The organism is Lacihabitans lacunae, from assembly GCF_042649125.1.
GTDB lineage: Bacteria > Bacteroidota > Bacteroidia > Cytophagales > Spirosomataceae > Leadbetterella > Leadbetterella lacunae.
In genome coordinates, this window is record NZ_JBHRYQ010000001.1 from 1,087,944 (window position 1) to 1,106,172 (window position 18,229).

At 35.9% G+C, this 18,229-nt stretch carries 17 protein-coding genes; 13 read left to right on the forward strand and 4 right to left on the reverse strand.

Features of this window, described 5'->3' with window-relative positions; genetic code table 11:
- Positions 1–66 precede the first annotated feature (66 nt).
- The gene (locus tag ACFOOI_RS04600) at positions 67–1,890 is read left to right on the forward strand and encodes a M61 family metallopeptidase (RefSeq protein ID WP_379835571.1); all 1,824 of its coding nucleotides are present in this window, start codon (positions 67–69) and stop codon (positions 1,888–1,890) included.
- A 323-nt stretch (positions 1,891–2,213) separates the two neighbouring features.
- On the opposite strand, the gene ACFOOI_RS04605 is transcribed toward ACFOOI_RS04600, so the two are convergent.
- Both ACFOOI_RS04605 and ACFOOI_RS04610 read right to left on the reverse strand, forming a co-directional pair.
- The gene (locus ACFOOI_RS04605) at positions 2,214–2,879 is read right to left on the reverse strand and encodes a lipoprotein signal peptidase (RefSeq protein WP_379835573.1); all 666 of its coding nucleotides are present in this window, start codon (positions 2,877–2,879) and stop codon (positions 2,214–2,216) included.
- On the reverse strand, positions 2,876–4,075 hold the full coding sequence (locus tag ACFOOI_RS04610) for a proline dehydrogenase family protein (protein WP_379835575.1): 1,200 nt from the start codon (positions 4,073–4,075) through the stop codon (positions 2,876–2,878). The genes ACFOOI_RS04605 and ACFOOI_RS04610 overlap by 4 nt, the downstream gene beginning before the upstream one ends.
- 118 nt (positions 4,076–4,193) lie before the next feature.
- Between ACFOOI_RS04610 and ACFOOI_RS04615 the strand changes: the two genes are divergently transcribed.
- From ACFOOI_RS04615 to pdxA, 11 genes are all read left to right on the forward strand, one after another.
- Positions 4,194–5,288: a chorismate mutase gene (locus ACFOOI_RS04615; protein WP_379835577.1), complete on the forward strand. Its 1,095-nt coding sequence runs from the start codon at positions 4,194–4,196 to the stop codon at positions 5,286–5,288.
- Positions 5,289–5,408: 120 nt separating this feature from the next.
- The gene (locus ACFOOI_RS04620) at positions 5,409–6,047 is read left to right on the forward strand and encodes a Crp/Fnr family transcriptional regulator (RefSeq protein WP_379835579.1); all 639 of its coding nucleotides are present in this window, start codon (positions 5,409–5,411) and stop codon (positions 6,045–6,047) included.
- Between the two features lie 162 nt (positions 6,048–6,209).
- Positions 6,210–7,247 (forward strand): c-type cytochrome, encoded by a 1,038-nt coding sequence (locus ACFOOI_RS04625; protein ID WP_379835581.1) that lies wholly within the window; start codon positions 6,210–6,212, stop codon positions 7,245–7,247.
- A gap of 14 nt (positions 7,248–7,261) precedes the next feature.
- Complete coding sequence (locus ACFOOI_RS04630) at positions 7,262–7,672, forward strand: DsrE family protein (RefSeq protein ID WP_379835583.1); 411 nt, start codon at positions 7,262–7,264, stop codon at positions 7,670–7,672.
- A 24-nt stretch (positions 7,673–7,696) separates the two neighbouring features.
- Positions 7,697–9,364: a bifunctional metallophosphatase/5'-nucleotidase gene (locus tag ACFOOI_RS04635; protein WP_379835585.1), complete on the forward strand. Its 1,668-nt coding sequence runs from the start codon at positions 7,697–7,699 to the stop codon at positions 9,362–9,364.
- 88 nt (positions 9,365–9,452) lie between these two features.
- Complete coding sequence (locus ACFOOI_RS04640) at positions 9,453–10,796, forward strand: OprD family outer membrane porin (protein WP_379835586.1); 1,344 nt, start codon at positions 9,453–9,455, stop codon at positions 10,794–10,796.
- Between the two features lie 14 nt (positions 10,797–10,810).
- On the forward strand, positions 10,811–11,383 hold the full coding sequence (locus ACFOOI_RS04645; protein WP_379835588.1) for a YeeE/YedE family protein: 573 nt from the start codon (positions 10,811–10,813) through the stop codon (positions 11,381–11,383).
- Positions 11,384–11,386: 3 nt separating this feature from the next.
- Positions 11,387–11,881, forward strand: coding sequence for a DUF6691 family protein (locus ACFOOI_RS04650; RefSeq protein WP_379835590.1), 495 nt, complete (start codon positions 11,387–11,389; stop codon positions 11,879–11,881).
- A gap of 72 nt (positions 11,882–11,953) precedes the next feature.
- A complete protein-coding gene (locus tag ACFOOI_RS04655) occupies positions 11,954–12,748 on the forward strand; it encodes a sulfite exporter TauE/SafE family protein (RefSeq protein ID WP_379835592.1) in 795 nt (264 codons plus the stop codon).
- A gap of 1 nt (position 12,749) precedes the next feature.
- Positions 12,750–14,162, forward strand: coding sequence for an MBL fold metallo-hydrolase (locus ACFOOI_RS04660; protein WP_379835594.1), 1,413 nt, complete (start codon positions 12,750–12,752; stop codon positions 14,160–14,162).
- Between the two features lie 128 nt (positions 14,163–14,290).
- Complete coding sequence (gene pdxA, locus ACFOOI_RS04665; RefSeq protein ID WP_379835596.1) at positions 14,291–15,370, forward strand: 4-hydroxythreonine-4-phosphate dehydrogenase PdxA; 1,080 nt, start codon at positions 14,291–14,293, stop codon at positions 15,368–15,370.
- Here pdxA and ACFOOI_RS04670 read toward each other — a convergent pair.
- Positions 15,367–16,212 (reverse strand): tyrosine-type recombinase/integrase, encoded by an 846-nt coding sequence (locus tag ACFOOI_RS04670; RefSeq protein ID WP_379835598.1) that lies wholly within the window; start codon positions 16,210–16,212, stop codon positions 15,367–15,369. The two genes, pdxA and ACFOOI_RS04670, sit on opposite strands and share 4 nt — an antisense overlap.
- Positions 16,213–16,296: 84 nt before the next feature.
- On the opposite strand from ACFOOI_RS04670, the gene ACFOOI_RS04675 reads away from it, so the two are divergent.
- Positions 16,297–17,694: a sodium:solute symporter family protein gene (locus ACFOOI_RS04675; protein WP_379835600.1), complete on the forward strand. Its 1,398-nt coding sequence runs from the start codon at positions 16,297–16,299 to the stop codon at positions 17,692–17,694.
- On the opposite strand, the gene ACFOOI_RS04680 is transcribed toward ACFOOI_RS04675, so the two are convergent.
- A complete protein-coding gene (locus tag ACFOOI_RS04680) occupies positions 17,660–18,199 on the reverse strand; it encodes a hypothetical protein (protein WP_379835602.1) in 540 nt (179 codons plus the stop codon). The genes ACFOOI_RS04675 and ACFOOI_RS04680 overlap by 35 nt on opposite strands.
- Positions 18,200–18,229: the final 30 nt, after the last annotated feature.

The following is an 18,229-nucleotide window of genomic DNA, read 5'->3' on the forward strand; positions in this document are numbered from 1 at the left end:
TTGCTTGAAAACGTCCTATTTAAAGAAAAATTGTAGTTTTGTGCTAAATCAATAAACTTATCAAATATGAGATCAACCCCCAAAATTTTAGTTTTAATCACGGCCATTTTCCTATTCACCGGATGTGCCGTAAACAAAGTAAAAAGCCAAATGAGCACGCATCCTCTCACTTACACACTTTCAATGTCAAACCCAAACACCCACCTGTTTGAGGTTAAAATGAATTTGGATTTAAACCTAACCAAGCCCGGTCAAATAAAAAATGACTACATTGATGTCAAAATGGCAGCTTGGACTCCTGGCTCGTATTTAATGAGAGAATACGCAAAAAACGTAGAAGGATTCAGTGCAAAAGGAGCAAATGGTGCTCTGAAAAGCAAGAAAATTTCAAAAAACACTTGGAGAATAGAATTAAATGGCCAAAAGAAAGTAGAAGTAAACTATGAAGTTTATGCCTATGAGCTTACCGTTAGAACTTCGCATTTAGACGATTCGCATGGGTATGTAAACGGAGCCGCCGTCTTTATGTTTATTTCAGAACTTATGAACGAAGCCTCTACCTTAAAAATAGAACCTCACAAAAGCTTCAAAACTGTTTCTACGGCACTTCCCGAAACTACCAAAAACACCTATATTGTTGAAGATTTTGACACATTGGTAGACAGTCCAATAGAAATTGGCAACCAAGAGATTCTAAACTTTGAAGCCGAAGGCGTTAAATACACAATTGCAAACTATTCGCTTGACAGATTGGATTACAACAGAGAAAAAGTAATCGAAGATTATAAAAAAGTGGTTACCAATGCTCACAAAGTTATTGGAGGCACGCACCCTTGCAAAGAATACTTATTTATTGTTCACCACTTACCAAACATTGGCGGTGGTTTGGAGCATTTGTATTCAACTACTTGCCAGACAAGTCCTGAAACCTACACCAATCCGGCGAGATATCAGGGCTTTTTGGGTCTTTTGGCTCATGAATATTTCCACCTTTGGAACGTAAAAAGAATCAGACCAGAAGCACTTGGGCCATTTGACTATGAAGTAGAAAACTACACCAACATGCTTTGGGTTTCAGAAGGCTTTACGAGTTTTTATCAGGACGATATTTTGAGAAGAGCAGGTTTAATAGACGAAGAAACTTTCTTGAAATCGTGCCAAAACAGAATTGGAACCATCGAAAACTTACCTGGCAATTCGGTTCAGTCGGTTACGGAGTCGTCGTGGGATGCTTGGATAAAATATTACAGACCTAACGAAAATTCAAACAATTCAACTGTTTCTTACTATACCAAAGGGGGCGTTTTGGGCAGTGTTTTAAATCTAATTATAATAGGTGAAACTAAAGGCGAAAAGTCATTAGATGATGTAATGAGCTCACTTTACAATAATATTTATCTGAAAGAAAACAGAGGATATTCTGATGAGGAATTTAGAAAAACTTGTGAAAAAATATCGGGAGTTGACCTAAGTTCATTCTTTGAAAATCAAATATATGGTGTTCAACCAATAGACTATGCTAAGTATTTTGATAAAGCAGGAATCACTTTTACTGTAGAAGAAGACGCAAACGCAGGCCCATGGATGGGTGTAAGCACTAGAGGAAACCGAGTTACACGTGTAGAAAAAGGCTCTGGTGCATATTTACAAGGGATATATGTAACAGACGAAATATTGACCGTAAATGGCAAAAAGTTTACTTCTGATGATGATTTTACCGATGGTAAAAAAGTTGGAGACAAAATAAAAGTAGGCCTACTTAGATCTGGAAAGACTTTTGAATACGAAATAGATTTGGTTAAAAACCCAAAACTAAGACGGACATTAGTAAAAAGAGATAAGCTAAGCGAGGTAGAAACTAAGTGCTACAATAAGTTTATGCACTTATAAGCCTATCGCCTTGGAACAAAAAAAACTCTAGTTTACACTGGAGTTTTTTTTGTATTGTGGTTAATTTAAATATTATCTCCACATATATAATAGCATTACAAAAATGGCTACAATAGCCAATATTATATTTAAAACTAGGTTTTTTCGCTCACTTTTAAAAGTAGATATAATTGCCAAACATATCAAAGATAGCATTAAACAAAATACTCTTACACTGTTTCTGAGACTGTAAGAGGGGATTTGATAAGCAAAAAACAAAGCAAAAAAAACAGATAAAACCAGAATGGTAATTATTATTGTTTTTTTATTCCTACTAATCATATTTATTGTTGGTTATCTTCTTTCGTTGATTCATCTTCTTCTCCAATGACTTCATCTGTAAGTTCTTTTACTATTTCATCATCCATTGGTTTCATTTCTAAAAAACTCTTTTGAAATAATAAAATAGCTACTACACCACAGAATATACAAGCATCAGCAAAGTTAAATATCGGTGTTGAGTGATAGTTTCCACCAATAATTGGAATCCAATTTGGCCAAAACCCATCTGCAAAATAGAAGTAAAACATATCGATTACCTGCCCATGAAACCAAGGATAAGGAGCATCAAAAGGAGCGTTTCCTTCTATAAAAACCCCATAAAATATACTGTCAATCACATTTCCAATAGCTCCAGCTAAAATAGCTGCAATGGCCCATAACAAGCCGTTGCTTGGAGCCTTGTTAGCCTGATAGTTTAAATACCACGCGATGGCCACCATGGCTACAAGCCTAAAGGATGTCAACAATAATTTTCCGTAATCACCTCCAAGTTCTATACCAAAGGCCATGCCTTTGTTTGTCACATAATGCAGTTTAAATACTCCATTTATAATGTCAATATTGCCAAAATGCTGAGGTACAACTACATAATGCATCCAAAGCTTAATAATTTGGTCAATTATGATTAAAAGCAATGCGAATAAAAAATACTTATAGGATTTGCTCATTTACGTCTTCTTCTTTTTAATTCTTTTTTTATTAATAAAAACTCCCTACTGCTTTGACCAGCCATTGCAGTGTTTTCTTGAGCACGCCTAAACAAGTATGGCATCACGGACTCAATCGGGCCATATGGTACATATTTGGCCACATTATAATTTTCTTTTGCCAAATTAAACGAAATATTGTCACTCATACCCAATAATTGAGCAAAGTAAATACGTGAGTCGTCAACATCCAAACCTTTTTTGTTCATTTGAATTAAACATTTATTGCAGCTGAGCTCATTATGTGTACCTAAACAAAAATGCACAGTATCGATATTTTCAATACAAAACTCCATAGCGGCATCAAATTCATCGTCGGTTATTTGCTTAGTAGCATTTATTGGGCTTTCATAATTTTCGCTAAGTGCTCTTTTACGCTCTTTTTCCATATATGCACCTCTAACTAGCTTCGCTCCTATTTTAAAGCCTTGGCTTTGGGCAATCTCCACGTGATTTTTCAAAATCCCCAAAGCTGCCACTCGGTATAATTGATAAGTGTTGTGTATGATAGCAAGGTCGCCAAAATTATATTTTCGCATCATATCCAGACATAACTCGTCAATTATATCCTGAATCCAAGTTTCTTCTGCATCAAAAAATAATCTTACTTTTTTTTCATTAGCTGCTTCGCAAAGATCTTCCAATCTTGCTTTAATTCTTTCAAAGGCCTCAAGCTCTGCCACAGTAAGGCTATTAGGATTTTTCTGATATTTTTCAAGCAAATCAACAGAACCTAAGCCTGAAACTTTAAATACACAAAATGGGATTTTTTCCTCTTGTTTATCTGAATAAATAACCGTTCTAATCAATTCTTCCTTAGTTTTATCAAAATCTACCTCCGAATCTTCTCCTTCCACCGAGTAATCAAGAATGGTACCTACCTTAAAATGATAAAGCTCATTCATAGTATTTTCACAGTCATCAATGTCCTCGCCGCCACAAAAGTGTTGAAAAATAGTACCTTTGATAATTTTTTTTACGGGTAGATTTAAATTTAAAGCCATTTTAATTAAAAAAGTACCTATCTTTACGACCCAATTTAGGTTCATCAGAGCAAAAATAGCGTAAGTCTTTTTTAACCGATTGGAATCATAATGTTTAAAGGCTATTTCGGTGTTAGAAAAGTCCAAGGCTTTGTGACTTTTATTTGTTGACATATATTAATGAAGTTTTGTTTGTTAATGAGAGCACAAATTTAAGGTAAACTGATTGAGATTTTATAATGTTTAGGGATATAGTTGGGTTTTTACATACCCAGGTTTAATTAATTTAAAAATGAAAGCAAATTTAGATGTTTTACCCTTAAATAATTGGGTTGAAACCAATGGAAAACCGCTAATAATAGCTGGACCATGTAGTGCGGAGTCTGAAGAGCAGGTTCTAGAAACAGCAAGAGGCATAGCTCAAAATGGATATGCACATGTGCTAAGGGCTGGAGTATGGAAACCAAGAACTAGACCAGGTAGTTTTGAAGGAAAAGGCGAAGAAGCTCTGCCTTGGCTACAAAAAGCTAAAGCTGAAACGGGTCTTAAAACCGCCGTAGAAGTAGCAACTCCTCAACATGTTGAGCTTGCACTTAAATACGGAGTAGATATACTTTGGATTGGTGCTAGAACTACTGTTAACCCTTTTAACGTACAAGACCTTGCAGATTCACTTAAAGGTGTAGATGTACCTGTATTGATTAAAAACCCTGTAAATCCCGACCTTGCACTATGGGTAGGTGCATTTGAAAGAATAGCGGGTGCAGGTATAAACAAAATGGGAGCTATCCACAGAGGGTTCTCAAATGCTCAAGAGACAAAATATAGAAATTCGCCAATGTGGCAATTAGCGGTTGAGTTTAAAACACTCTTCCCTCAAATACCAATGATAGGTGACCCAAGTCACATGGCCGGTAAGCGTGCATACCTTGCAGAACTTACGCAAAGAGCGATGGACTTAAATTACGATGGACTTATCATAGAATCTCACCGCAATCCTGACGAAGCATGGTCTGACGCTTCGCAGCAGCTTACACCAGATGCTTTAGGCGAAATGCTTAAAAATATCGAAGTAAGAAAAGCGACTTACGGAACAGACTTCCAAAATCAATTAGACAACCTTAGAGGACGTTTAGACAATCTCGATAGAGAACTTCTTGAGGTTTTGGCTAGCAGAATGTCTGTAGTAGAGCAACTAGGCGAATACAAAAGAGACAATAACGTAGCTGTACTTCAATTAGACAGATGGAAGCAAGTTCACAATTCTCGTGCGGATTGGGCAAAAAGCTTAAACCTTTACCCAGAAGTGGTAGAAGAATTATTTAAATTGATCCACATGGAATCAATCAGAAAACAAACAGAAGTAATGAATCAGCAAAATGCTTAAATTCAGATTCTTATAAATTAAAACACCTGTTATGAAAATTTCAGGTGTTTTTTTTGTGCCAAGTTTAATTTAACTTAGTCACTTATTCAATTTTAAAAAATAAAGGACGTACCAAATTATATGCAAAAAGAGCTCGAATTCTACGAAAACAAATTTAAACATCTTTTTGAAAAAGAGCTACTTGTAGAAATGCAAGCACACGGAAACTACATGGAGATAGAGCCAGGCGGATACTTAATGCGACCGGGGGGATATATTAGATATGTGCCCATAATACTAGAAGGTAGTGTAAAAATAATGCGACAAGACAAAGACGGTAAAGAAATGCTTCTGTATTATTTGGGAGGAATGGATTCTTGTGCTATGTCTTTGACTTGCTGTTTACAGTCCAAAATCTCAGATATTTCAGCTTATGTTGAAGATAAAACCAAAGTGATCTCTATACCTTTCGAAAAGGTGGACGAATGGATGTGTAAATACACTTCATGGAAACAATATGTGTTTCAAACCTACCAAAAACGTTTTGAAGATTTATTAGAAACCATAGACTGTATTGCATTTAACAAACTAGACCAAAGACTATTATCTTTAATTAAGAAAAAAATAGCGGCATCAGGAGGCACCAAAAATTTGTATACGACTCACGAAGAACTCGCAAATGAATTGGCTACCTCGCGAGAAGTGGTCTCTAGGTTGCTAAAACAATTAGAAAAAATTGGCAAATTGAATCTTTCAAGAAATAAAATTGAGCTGATTTAAAATTTCGGAAATTGATTTTCGGCCAAAATAGCCTGCTATATTGCAAAATTTTATAAAAATAATTATACCAAATACCCGTATTCTATAAATTTTGTAACCAATATCACATACCTATATAGGGATTTAATCTTAACTTTAATTTTTAAGGTTTAAACAAAATAAATGGATATAACAAAAATACTCGCCAGGTCAATAAAATTGATATATGTTCTTTTAGGACTTTCTATAGTTACTATACTTCTTTTTCTTTTTCCTTCAATTACCGGATTGTTCACCTCTGAAAATATCAAAATAGATCCAGAAACAGAGCAAGCGAAGCAAACATTGGACTCGGCATTTACCAACCTTTGGACTGCCCCTGCTGAATGGAGACTATCTACTAAGCCAAACAAAGCTGAAATATTATACGGAAAAGAATTGATTGCTCATACTGCTCGATACTTAGGTCCAAACGGAAGTGTAATGTCTATCTCAAACGGTTTAAACTGTCAGAATTGTCACTTAGATGCGGGTTCAAAACCTTTTGGTAATAACTATTTTGCAGTAAATTCTACTTATCCAAAAATGAGAGCCCGCTCAGGTAAAATAGAAGATAAAGTAAAAAGAATAAACGATTGCTTCGAGAGGAGCTTAAATGGAAGTGGATTGGCGGCCGATTCAAAAGAAATGAAAGCCATGATAGCCTATATTGATTATTTGGGCGAAGATGTACCTAAAAAGGAGAAACCAAGAGGTACAGGTTTGTTCAAAATAAAAGAACTTAATAGAGCATTGAGTAAAACCAATGGAGAGAAAATCTACTTAGAAAAATGTCAGAGTTGCCATGGAGCTGAGGGTCAAGGAGTATTAACTGCAGACGGCAAAGAATATACTTACCCGCCATTGTGGGGAGCACATAGCTATAACGACGGTGCAGGACTATACAGAATGTCAAATTTCGCATCCTATGTAAAATATAACATGCCATTTGGCGTAAGTTATGAAAACCCACAGCTTACTGACGAAGAAGCTTGGGACTTAGCTGGATATGTAAATCAAATGCCACGACCAAGTAAAGATTTAAGCCAAGACTGGCCAGACATCAGCAAAAAGCCGTTTGATCATCCATTTGGACCGTATAAAGATCCATTTCCTGAAACTCAACATAAAATAGGACCATACAAACCAATTAAAGATTGGTACAAAAATAATTCAAAATGACAAATTCAATAAACATGAAAAAAATCGTATTTCTATTCGCATTCTTACTAAGTCTAAGTACTGTTTTTGGTCAAACAAAAACACACAAAATTGTATTTCAACTTGCAACCGGCGATACGCTGGTGCACAAAGGACTGATTAGACAGCTTAACAATGTGTTAGAATACTGGCCCACGGCCAAAATCGAAGTAGTAATACACAACGACGCCATTGGCTTTATGAGAAATACCGAAAGTGTGGTGGCCAAAGAAGTAAAAGAAATGCAGGAAAGAGGAATCACTTTTGCCGTCTGTAAAAACACGATGAAAAGAAAGAAATTAACGGAAGCCGATATATTGCCAGCGGCAGTATTTGTACCAGTTGGGATAGCCGAAATTGTTGAAAAACAAGAAGACGGTTACGCCTATATAAAGGCAGGATATTAAAAAAATCAACAAAACCCCTTAAATATGAATACTAGAAGAGATTTTATTCAAAAAACTATAGCTTCAATGACCGCAGTAGCGGTGCCTTTCGAAGAAAAAAGTATTTTTAAAGAAACGGAGAGTCAAACTGATAAACCGACTACTTCTGGTACACTTACACTTTTACAAACTACTGATATTCACTGCCAAATACACCCTCATGATGAGCTTTTTTGGGAGAATGAACAAATAACTTTTCGTAAAACTGGCGGCTATCCACAAATAGCCACTTACATTAAAAAGGAAAAAAAGAAAAACCCCAACACCATCGCCATTGACACCGGCGACATGTTTCAGGGAAGTGAGCTTTCAGTAAAAACCCAAGGGGAGGCCTTAGTTCCGATTTTAAATTACATAGACTACGACCTCTACACACCCGGAAACTGGGAAGTATTTTTCTATAAAAAAGGAATGCAACAACTATTGGGATCGCTAAATGCACCTAAAGTATGTGCAAATTTATTTCACCAAAATGAAGACGGCAGTAGAGGCGAATTGGTATTCCAACCTTATGCTATAATTAACCGCCTGGGTGTCAAAATTGGCTTTTTAGGTTACACAGACCACTTAGTACCACGAAGACAACCACCGGCACTCTCAAAGGGTTTGATGTATACAAAACCCGATGAAAACCTGAAATACTATGTAAACTTGCTTAAATCTCAAGAAAAGTGTGATTTCATAATCTTACTTTCACATTTGGGGCTTTCTCAGCAGCTAGCCCTTGGAAATAACCCCGACATAGAAGGTGTCGATTATATTTTTGGAGGTGATACCCATGAACGAGTTAGAAAACCAATCCAAACGAAGTACTGTAAAGTAGTTGAGCCTGGAGCGTTCGGTTCATTTATTGGCCGTCTAGATTTAGATATAAAAGACGGCAAAATAGTTTCGGAATCATATAAATTAATAGAAGTTGACCCAGATAAGATTAAACCAGACGCGGTAGTTTCGAAATTGATAACGGAATCTGAAAAACCGTACAGAGCTCATCTAGACAAGGTTTTGGGGTATTCTAAACTGCCTTTATACAGGTATTTTGTAGTAGAAAACACCATTGATACACTCATTGTGGACGCACTTAAGTGGAAAGTAAAAACTGACATTATAATCAGTAATGGATTCAGATTTTGCCCTCCTAAAAACATAGAGAAAAATGGCCTCGCTCCTATTACAGAGGGCTATTTATATGACATGCTTCCTATTGATGCCCTAGTAAGAACCGGTGAAGTAACGGGTGAGCAGATTTTGGCTTGGCTTGAAAGAGAATTAGAAAATGTATTTGCCAAAGAAGCCGCTAAAAGATTTGGAGGTTGGCTTATTAGGTTTAAAGGTATGGAAATAGCGTTTAAAGCTTTCGCTCCAGAGGGAGAAAAACTACAAAAAGCGACCATAAATGGCCAACCAATCGATATTAATCGAACCTATACTATCGCTGCGTGCGAAAGAGAAGGCGATCCTGAAGATGTTATTTGCAGACTAAAAGGCGTTAAAAACCCAAATTCATTAGATTTTACCTTACATCAAGCGGTTACCGACTATTTAAAAGAATTTTCTCCTGTAAATCCGGCTCCAAGACAATCAGCTAAAATACTTGATGGTCCACAAACTTTACTTTCGCAAGTGTGGGGCATTGACTATCAGTTCGTTTAAAGTAGATACACTATTTGCTGTGACAAATATCACAGTAATTCGAGACTCAAGGGTGTAAATTTGTGTTAGAACAAATAATATCCTTAAGTTGAGAAAAGTATTCCTTATCGCTTTCTTATTTATTATAAATGTAGGTTTTGGGCAATCTCAAAAAGATTCAGTCAAAACATATACCTCTATAAAATCGTATTTTCAATCTGGAAAATTTTCAGGTAGAAGCAGGCTATATTTTATGGCCACAGATAATCAAAAAGGTCTTTCAGATTATCAAGGGTTAGGCTATGGAGCAGGTTTGAATTACGAAAGCCCTGAAATCAAAGGATTTTCGTTAAAAATGGGCGGATATTTTATATTAAATCTGTTAGGAAAAGATGTAACTAAAATTGACTCAACCACTTTAAGTCCGAGTAGATATGAACTTGGCTTATTTGACATTGAAAATCCCAGTAACCCAAATCTGGTAAGGTTAGAAAATTTAAGTATCAAATATAGATACAAAAACAGCAGTGCTGAGTTGGGTCAGTTTACACCAAATTTTGCTTTTTTAAATGGACAAGATGGTCGAATGACGCCAACTATGGTAAAGGGATTGAGCATTAACACAAAGCCCGCAAAAGGCTTAAATCTTGGTCTAAATATGATAACCAAAATATCTCCACGCTCAAGTTTAAAATGGTACAGCATTGGAGAATCTATGTCATTGTATCCACAAGGTAGAAACGAAGAAGGCACCAAAAGCAATTATGTCGCAAGTATCACCTCTAAAAACTTATTAATCGTAAATGCTGATTATTCGTTTCGAAATAAAATCAATATTTCAGCAGAAAATTACTATGCCAAAAGCTTAATGAACTTAGCTCACTTAAAAGCCGAGTATAAAGACAATAGTTGGTTTTTGGGAAGTATGATTTCCTTCGAAAAAAGCTTACAACCTAATGTTACAGGCTCCTATATTCGTCATAATGCCTTGGCTTGGTCTAGTCAAATCTCAAAGAATTTCAGCAAAAATAACCTGAGTTTAAGTTATACTAATATAGGAAAACAAGGCCGCTTTCTGTTTCCGCGAGAATGGGGACGCGAACCCTTTTATACGTTTATGCCAAGAGAGCGTGTGGAAGGGAATGGTGATGTAAAAGCCATAAAAATAGGGTTAGCTAGAAGCTTAAATAAATATCAAGATCTAGACTTTTCATACGGAAGGTTCTATTTAACTTCGCCTTCTAACCCAATTCTAAACAAATATGGAATGCCGAGTTATGACCAACTAAATATTAGCTATAAACAAAAACTGCATGGTGTTTTGGATGGTTTTGATTATCAAATCCTATTTGTTAGGAAAAACAACATCTCAGGTGAAACCTTGGAGGCCAGGTATATCTTTAACAAAGTGAACTTAAACCTCCTCAATGTGATTATTAATTTCAAGTTTTAACGTAAATATCAACAATGAATTTTATCGAGTTAATTAAAAACCCATGGCCCTGGTATGTAGCTGGTCCATTTATCGGACTTACAGTTCCTGCATTATTAATTTTAGGGAACAAATCTTTCGGAATTTCATCGTCTTTAAGGCATATTTGCTCAATGTGCATGCCCGCAAATATTCCTTTTTTCAACTACAACTGGAGAAAAGAAATGTGGAATTTAGTGTTTGTATTAGGTGTTACTATTGGCGGATTTTTAGCCACATTTTTTTTAACCAACCCAAATGAAATAGAGATTTCGGAGGCTACCATTAATGACCTTAAAGGCTTAGGACTTCATAATTTTTCAGGTTTAATGCCAGTAGAGTTGTTTAGTTTTGATGCACTACTTTCCATCAAAGGACTTATCTTTTTTGTAATAGGAGGTTTATTAGTTGGTTTTGGAACAAGATACGGAGGCGGATGTACCTCTGGCCACGCAATCATGGGAATATCCAGCCTTCAATGGCCTTCTTTGGTTGCAACCTGTTGTTTTATGTTAGGCGGCTTTTTTATGACGCACCTACTTTTCCCAATTATCTTTAAATTATTTTAAATCATGGTAGAAAAAACAAATAATCAAAATTATATAGAGCCATTAGAGTGTGTGGCTCCTAATTCTCAAAAGTCTACAGAATCACCTTTGGGATATTCAAAATATCTTATTTTAGGTATATTATTCGGAATTATATTCGTAAAAGCCGAAATTATATCTTGGTTTAGAATCCAGGAGATGTTTAGATTCCAAAGTTTTCATATGTATGGTGTCATCGGAAGTGCCATCTTAACTGCAATGATTTCTATTCAAATCATTAAAAGATTCGGAATTAAATCAATAAGTGGCGAAAAAATAGTAATTCCAACTAAAGAGTTCCACAAAGGGAATGTGTATGGAGGATTTATTTTTGGATTAGGCTGGGCCATTACTGGAGCATGTCCAGGTCCATTGTTCGCTCAAATCGGCAGTGGATTCTTAACTATTATCGTAACTTTTTTGAGTGCGGTAGCAGGAACTTGGCTTTATGGATTTTTTAGAGAAAAATTACCTCATTAAGTAGTTTTGAGGTAACATTTATCACAGACAAGAGCAAACAATAACCCTAAATTTGTATAAAAAAAAGAGTAGATGACAGAGATAGTAGGTTACATTTTTTCGATCTTAATTGGAGTTAGTTTAGGACTAATAGGTGGTGGTGGAAGTATACTCACCCTTCCGGTTTTAGTGTATTTATTAGGTATTAGTCCCGTGCTTTCTACAGCATATTCATTGTTTATTGTAGGTTCCACCTCATTGGTTGGTTCATTTAGCTACATGAAAAAAGGACTAGTGAATTACAAAGCCGCCGTTATTTTTGCGATTCCTTCGTTTGTGGCAGTTTTCTTAACCAGAAAATATTTGGTACCTTCCATACCAGACCACATCATGAGTTTTGGCACGTTTGATTTGACTAAAAATATTGCCATCATGGTATTTTTTGCGGTCATAATGCTTGCGGCTTCTTATTCAATGATAAAAGACAAGAAAAAAGAAGTTGAAACTAATGAAGGTTTAAAGTTTAATTTTCCATTAATCGCTTTAGAAGGATTAGTGGTAGGAACTTTAACAGGTTTAGTTGGTGCGGGCGGCGGATTTTTAATTATTCCGGCTTTGGTCCTACTGGTTAAATTACCAATGAAAATGGCAGTCGGAACTTCATTGCTGATTATTGCAGCAAAATCACTCGTTGGATTTTTGGGCGACGTGGCCAATCAACCGATAGATTGGATGTTTTTAACAAAATTCACAGCGTTCTCTATATTGGGTATTTTTATAGGCTCATATTTGACTAAATATATACCAGGAGAAAAATTAAAAAAATCATTTGGCTGGTTTGTATTGGCCATGGCAGTATACATAATAATAAAAGAAATCGTATTGTAACATGAAAATCGAACAAATTTATACAGGATGTTTAGCACAAGGTGCTTATTTTATCCAAAGCAAAGGAGAAGCAGTAGTAATAGACCCACTGAGAGAAGTTGGTCCTTACCTAGAAAAAGCTCAAAAAGAAAGTGTGAAAATCAAATATGTATTTGAAACTCACTTTCATGCAGACTTCGTTTCAGGTCACTTGGACTTATCTTCAAAATCAGGTGCTCCAATAGTTTATGGACCAAATGCCGTAACGGGCTTTGATGCAATCATTGCCGAAGACGGACAAATATTTGAAGTTGGTGATATCAAAATCAAAGTTTTGCACACACCGGGTCACACTATGGAGTCTACATGTTTTTTACTTTTTGATGAAAATGGCAAAGAAAACGCTCTTTTCAGTGGCGATACCCTATTTATAGGTGATGTAGGTAGACCAGACCTTGCTCAAAAATCAGACATTACGATGGACGACCTTGCCGGTTTCTTATACGATTCATTAAGAAATAAAATTATGACTTTGCCAGATGATGTTACCGTTTATCCGGCACACGGTGCAGGTTCGGCTTGTGGCAAAAACATGAGTAAAGAGACCACTGACAGCCTCGGAAACCAGAAAGCAACAAACTATGCATTGAGAGCCGACATGACTAAGGAGGAGTTCATTAAAGAGGTTACTGATGGACTTGCTCCACCACCAAATTATTTCCCTCAAAACGTAATGATGAACAAGCAGGGCTATGAAAGTTTTGATGAAGTTATGGCCAGAGGTGCCCAAGCTTTGAGCCCAATTGCATTTGAAGCTGCCGCAAACGAAACAGGTGCCATAATGTTAGATACCAGAAACCCACAGGTTTTTGCCAAAGGATTTGTACCAAATTCAATCAATATTGGCTTGAATGGTCAATTTGCCCCTTGGGTTGGAGCTTTAATTCCGGATTTGAAACAAGAAATTTTACTTATTACCGAAGAAGGACAAGAAGAAGAAACTATCACAAGATTAGCCAGAGTGGGTTATGACAACTCTATCGGCTATCTAAAAGGGGGAATTGACGCTTGGAAAAACGCTGGAAACGAACTTGACACCATCGAGTCGATTTCGCCAGAAGAACTAAGCGAAAGAATGAAAAAAGACCCTGAAATGCATGTAATAGATGTAAGAAAGCCAGGTGAATACATTTCTGAGCACGTAGAAAACGTTCCTAATTTTCCTTTAGATTTTATAAATGAAAATTTTGCAGAAATAAATAAAGCAAATACCTATACTATTCATTGTGCAGGTGGCTATAGATCAATGATAGCGGCTTCAATTCTTAAGTCAAGAGGAATTGACGTAGTTGATGTAAACGGTGGATTTGCGGCTATTAAAAGCTCTGAGAAATTCACTTTGACAGACTATGTTTGTCCGAGTACAATCAAATAATTACTACTTATTGCTCTTTCGAAAAGGTTATCTTATTTTTAGGATAACCTTTTTTGTTTATATAGACCGCCGATATAGTCTAAGTCCTCCGAAATTTTATTAATTTTGAGAAATTTCAAATTTTAAGAATGGAAAACGAATTCATACCCAAAATAGGGATTACGATAGGAGATGTAAATGGAATAGGCCCTGAGGTACTACTAAAAGCCTTAGCTACAGGAAGAGTAAACAAAATTTGTATTCCGATCATATATGGTTCCGGAAAGCATCTAAGTAAATATAAGCACTTTGTGGACCAAGCCCAATGGCAATACACAGGCATAAATGACCCAAAGACAGCACTTCAGAAAAACTCAAATCTGATTAACTGCCTAAAAGGAGAGTATTTTGAAATGGAATTGGGTACTTCTGACAAAAAAGCGGGAGAATTAGCTTTTAACTCTTTAGAAAAGGCGGTAGCTGATCTAAAAGAAGGATTAATAGATGCCTTGGTAACGGCACCTATTTCGAAAGATAACATTCAATCTGAAAACTTTAAATTTCCAGGTCATACTGAATATTTAGCAGCAGCATATGATAAAAAAGACGTGCTAATGTTTATGATTTCGGAAGGACTACGCGTAGGCGTGGTTACAGGACATATTCCTTTAGAAGAAGTAAAATCAAAGTTAAGCAAAGAGATAATCACCTCTAAACTTAACATCATGATAGAATCTTTAAAAATTGATTTCGGAATTAAAAAACCCAAAATAGCGGTTTTAGGACTAAATCCTCATGCGGGTGAAAATGGTTTACTTGGGAAAGAAGAGAAAGAAATAATAGAGCCTGTTTTAGAAAAATTTAAAAACAAAGGCGAATTGGTGTTCGGTCCATTTCCTACGGATGGCTTTTTTGCAAACGGACAGTTTAAAAACTATGATGGCATATTGGCCATGTATCATGACCAAGGCTTGACACCTTTCAAGCTTTTGGCTTTCGAAACTGGTGTAAACTTTACAGCTGGACTGATGGGAATTAGGACTTCGCCCGATCATGGTACAGGATATAACATTGCGGGCAAAAACGAAGCAGACCCCACCTCAATGTTGCACGCAATTTACGCTGCTGTAGATATTTCAAAAACAAGAAATGAATACATAGAGCTTGAGAAAAACTCTATTAAGCATCAAAAAATAGATATTGATAGTTTAAGAAAAGAGAAACATTAAAGTGGAATTTCTAAATCTAATTTTTCCAGAGGAGAAATTATTTGTTCTGTTTTAATTTTCACAAACTGGTTATAAACCGAAGTCGTCTGGATATTTGTATGCCCCAACATTTGTTGAAGTATATGAATATCCAGTCCCATTTCTAAGCTATGTACTGCAAAACTGTGCCTTAGCGTGTTAAGTGTGGCTTGCTTATTTAAGCCCGACTCAGTTAATGCTTTCTGAAAAAACATCTGAATATTTCGAGAAGAATAAAAACCTTCGCCACCTGACCCAGGAAAAAGCACATCTACAGGTTCGTATTTTTTAATATATTTTTCTATAAAAACTACAATATTAGGAGACAATCTCAGCAACCTGTCTTTCTTTGAGTTTTTATGTTTTAGAGTAATCGTATATTTTTTAAAATCAATATCCGAAATCCTTAGTTTTATAACCTCGCTTATCTTCATTCCAGAATTGTATACCAAAATAAGTAAAGCCTTGTGTTTGATATTTTTTACAGTATCTATCAAAAGCTTTATCTCGGTCTGAGACAAAACATCGATAGTCTGAATCTCTTTTTCCTTGCCTGTGGCTTTTATGCTAAGCTTTCTATTGAAAATTACTTCATAAAATAATTTAATGGCCTTTCCAGCCTGAATAACCTCATGTCTCGACGATTTTTTTTCGTCTAAAAGTTTCAAATATTCAGCGATAAGCTCATCGGTAATTTTGCTTTGGGGGTAATCTCTAAAGTGGTTGTAAAACACAAAAATATCGTTTCGATACGAAGCGATAGTTGCAGAATTATATTTTCCTTTTTTTAAAAATTCAGTAAATCTTTCAATAAGATGGGTCACGGCGATAAATAGAGTTAAATAAAATCTTATTTTTGGTCTCCAAATCTACAATATTTTTTAGAGATATAAGCGTTAAATTACCGCATGTTAGTATTTTTTATCTGTATTTATCTACTTATTACCATTTTGATAGGCTGGTTCTCTTCAAAACTGGTAAAATCCTCTATAGATTATGTATTAGCAGGAAGAAAAATGCCCGTTTATATGGTTGCCTCTGGTTTGTTTGCCACTTGGTTTGGCTCCGAAACTATCCTTGGGGCTTCTTCAGAATTTTTAGAGGGGGGCATTTTAGGTATCATCGAAGACCCATTTGGAGCGGCACTTTGTTTGTTTTTAATAGGGTTATTTTACGCCAAACCACTTTACAAACTTAACCTCTATACTTTCTCAGACTATTTCAGAATCAGATTTGGCAAAAAAGTTGAATTCATTTCTGTTCTTTTTATGGTTCCCTCCTATTTTGGTTGGATTGCGGCCCAATTGGTGGCTATGGCGGTTATTTTGCAAAGTATCGCGGCTATTCCTTTCACCATAGGCATTGTGTTTTGTGGAGCTATCGTTTTGTTTTATACGTACCTGGGCGGCATGTGGTCTATTTCTATTACAGATACTATTCAAACGGTTTTGATTATTGTCGGTTTGGCTTATATTGCCTTTCAGCTATGGTCGGCTATCCCTGACCCAAATAAACTAATTTCGGATCTGCCAGCTGGCTTTTTTGATTTTACTCCAAAAAACAAAACAGGAATAGACTGGATGATATATTTTGGTGCTTGGATTACAATTGGCTTAGGTTCTATACCGCAACAAGATGTTTTCCAGCGTGTACTTTCGGCCGAATCGGAAAAAACTGCGGTACGAGGCTCCTTCATTTCGGCGTTTATGTATTTAACCGTGGCTATTTTCCCTCTAATTATCGTGCTTTGCGGAGTCTATTTATATCCCGAGGTCAAAACTGGCGACCTACAAATGATGATACCAAAGCTTATATTGACACACAGCAGCCTTTTTGTTCAAGTTATTTTCTTTGGAGCTTTGCTATCTGCCATCATGAGTACTTGTAGTGCAGCTATTTTGGCTCCATCTACAGTTATTGCTGAAAACTTAATAAAGCCATTGTTTAAAAATGAGCTTTCAGATGCCTCTCTATTACGCATTATGCGTTATTCTACTGTTTTGATTACAGTAGCTGCGATAGTGCTTTCGCTAAACCAAAGAGACATTTACGAACTTGTAGGAAGCTCATCGGTTTTAAGTTTGGTTGCGTTATTTGTTCCGCTCACTGCCGGTTTATTTCTAAAGAAAGCAAATAGCACCGGAGCCATATTGTCTATGATTTTAGGAACCGCGGTATGGATAATATGTGAATATTTTGAAACCGAATATCCAGCAAATGTTTTGGGTCTTTTGGCCTCATCTTTTGGATTAGTCCTAGGATATATTTTTCCTAATTTGATTGAAAATTCTTTTGATAAAAAGTAGTTCGTTTTTCTCTAATCAAAGTAGCCAACTCTTTTATTTCAGAAGGATAATTGCCAAACTCAAACGTAACTCTCTTTTTGGTATCATTTGCAAATACTATCTCAATCCATTCAGAACCGCCGTCTGCACAGTCTGGACAGCCATATACGTCATTGAGTTTCTTAAATGAATCAATGTTTAGCAAAGAGTTAATTTTTTGGGCATCTACTGCATCAAGCATTTCCTCGAAATTATACTCTTTATCCGCTTCGTTTGACCCTCTATTTCCTCTTTCTATTACCAAAAGCTTCATTTTATTATCAATAAACGTTAGTTCTCGATAACATTTACCTATACAAAAACCAAAACTTTGCCCACCACTGATGCTCTTTATATCGTTGCTCAATTGTTGTGGCTCAGTTTCAATTTTACTACATGAGCTTAAACCAAAGGTGTTTATTGAAATTATCACTATTACGAACTTAAATAGATAATTTTCTACATTTTTTTTAATATTATTTCTCATATCTGTAAGCATTTCTTGAAATATTTATTT

Bases quoted from the DNA above. Each gene is read 5' to 3' on its own strand.
- ACFOOI_RS04600 (WP_379835571.1), top strand. From the start codon at position 67: ATGAGATCAACCCCCAAAATTTTAGTTTTAATCACGGCCATTTTCCTA.
- ACFOOI_RS04605 (WP_379835573.1), bottom strand. From the start codon at position 2,879: ATGAGCAAATCCTATAAGTATTTTTTATTCGCATTGCTTTTAATCATA.
- ACFOOI_RS04610 (WP_379835575.1), bottom strand. From the start codon at position 4,075: ATGTCAACAAATAAAAGTCACAAAGCCTTGGACTTTTCTAACACCGAA.
- ACFOOI_RS04615 (WP_379835577.1), top strand. From the start codon at position 4,194: ATGAAAGCAAATTTAGATGTTTTACCCTTAAATAATTGGGTTGAAACC.
- ACFOOI_RS04620 (WP_379835579.1), top strand. From the start codon at position 5,409: ATGCAAAAAGAGCTCGAATTCTACGAAAACAAATTTAAACATCTTTTT.
- ACFOOI_RS04625 (WP_379835581.1), top strand. From the start codon at position 6,210: ATGGATATAACAAAAATACTCGCCAGGTCAATAAAATTGATATATGTT.
- ACFOOI_RS04630 (WP_379835583.1), top strand. From the start codon at position 7,262: ATGAAAAAAATCGTATTTCTATTCGCATTCTTACTAAGTCTAAGTACT.
- ACFOOI_RS04635 (WP_379835585.1), top strand. From the start codon at position 7,697: ATGAATACTAGAAGAGATTTTATTCAAAAAACTATAGCTTCAATGACC.
- ACFOOI_RS04645 (WP_379835588.1), top strand. From the start codon at position 10,811: ATGAATTTTATCGAGTTAATTAAAAACCCATGGCCCTGGTATGTAGCT.
- ACFOOI_RS04650 (WP_379835590.1), top strand. From the start codon at position 11,387: ATGGTAGAAAAAACAAATAATCAAAATTATATAGAGCCATTAGAGTGT.
- ACFOOI_RS04655 (WP_379835592.1), top strand. From the start codon at position 11,954: ATGACAGAGATAGTAGGTTACATTTTTTCGATCTTAATTGGAGTTAGT.
- ACFOOI_RS04660 (WP_379835594.1), top strand. From the start codon at position 12,750: ATGAAAATCGAACAAATTTATACAGGATGTTTAGCACAAGGTGCTTAT.
- pdxA (WP_379835596.1), top strand. From the start codon at position 14,291: ATGGAAAACGAATTCATACCCAAAATAGGGATTACGATAGGAGATGTA.
- ACFOOI_RS04675 (WP_379835600.1), top strand. From the start codon at position 16,297: ATGTTAGTATTTTTTATCTGTATTTATCTACTTATTACCATTTTGATA.
- ACFOOI_RS04680 (WP_379835602.1), bottom strand. From the start codon at position 18,199: ATGAGAAATAATATTAAAAAAAATGTAGAAAATTATCTATTTAAGTTC.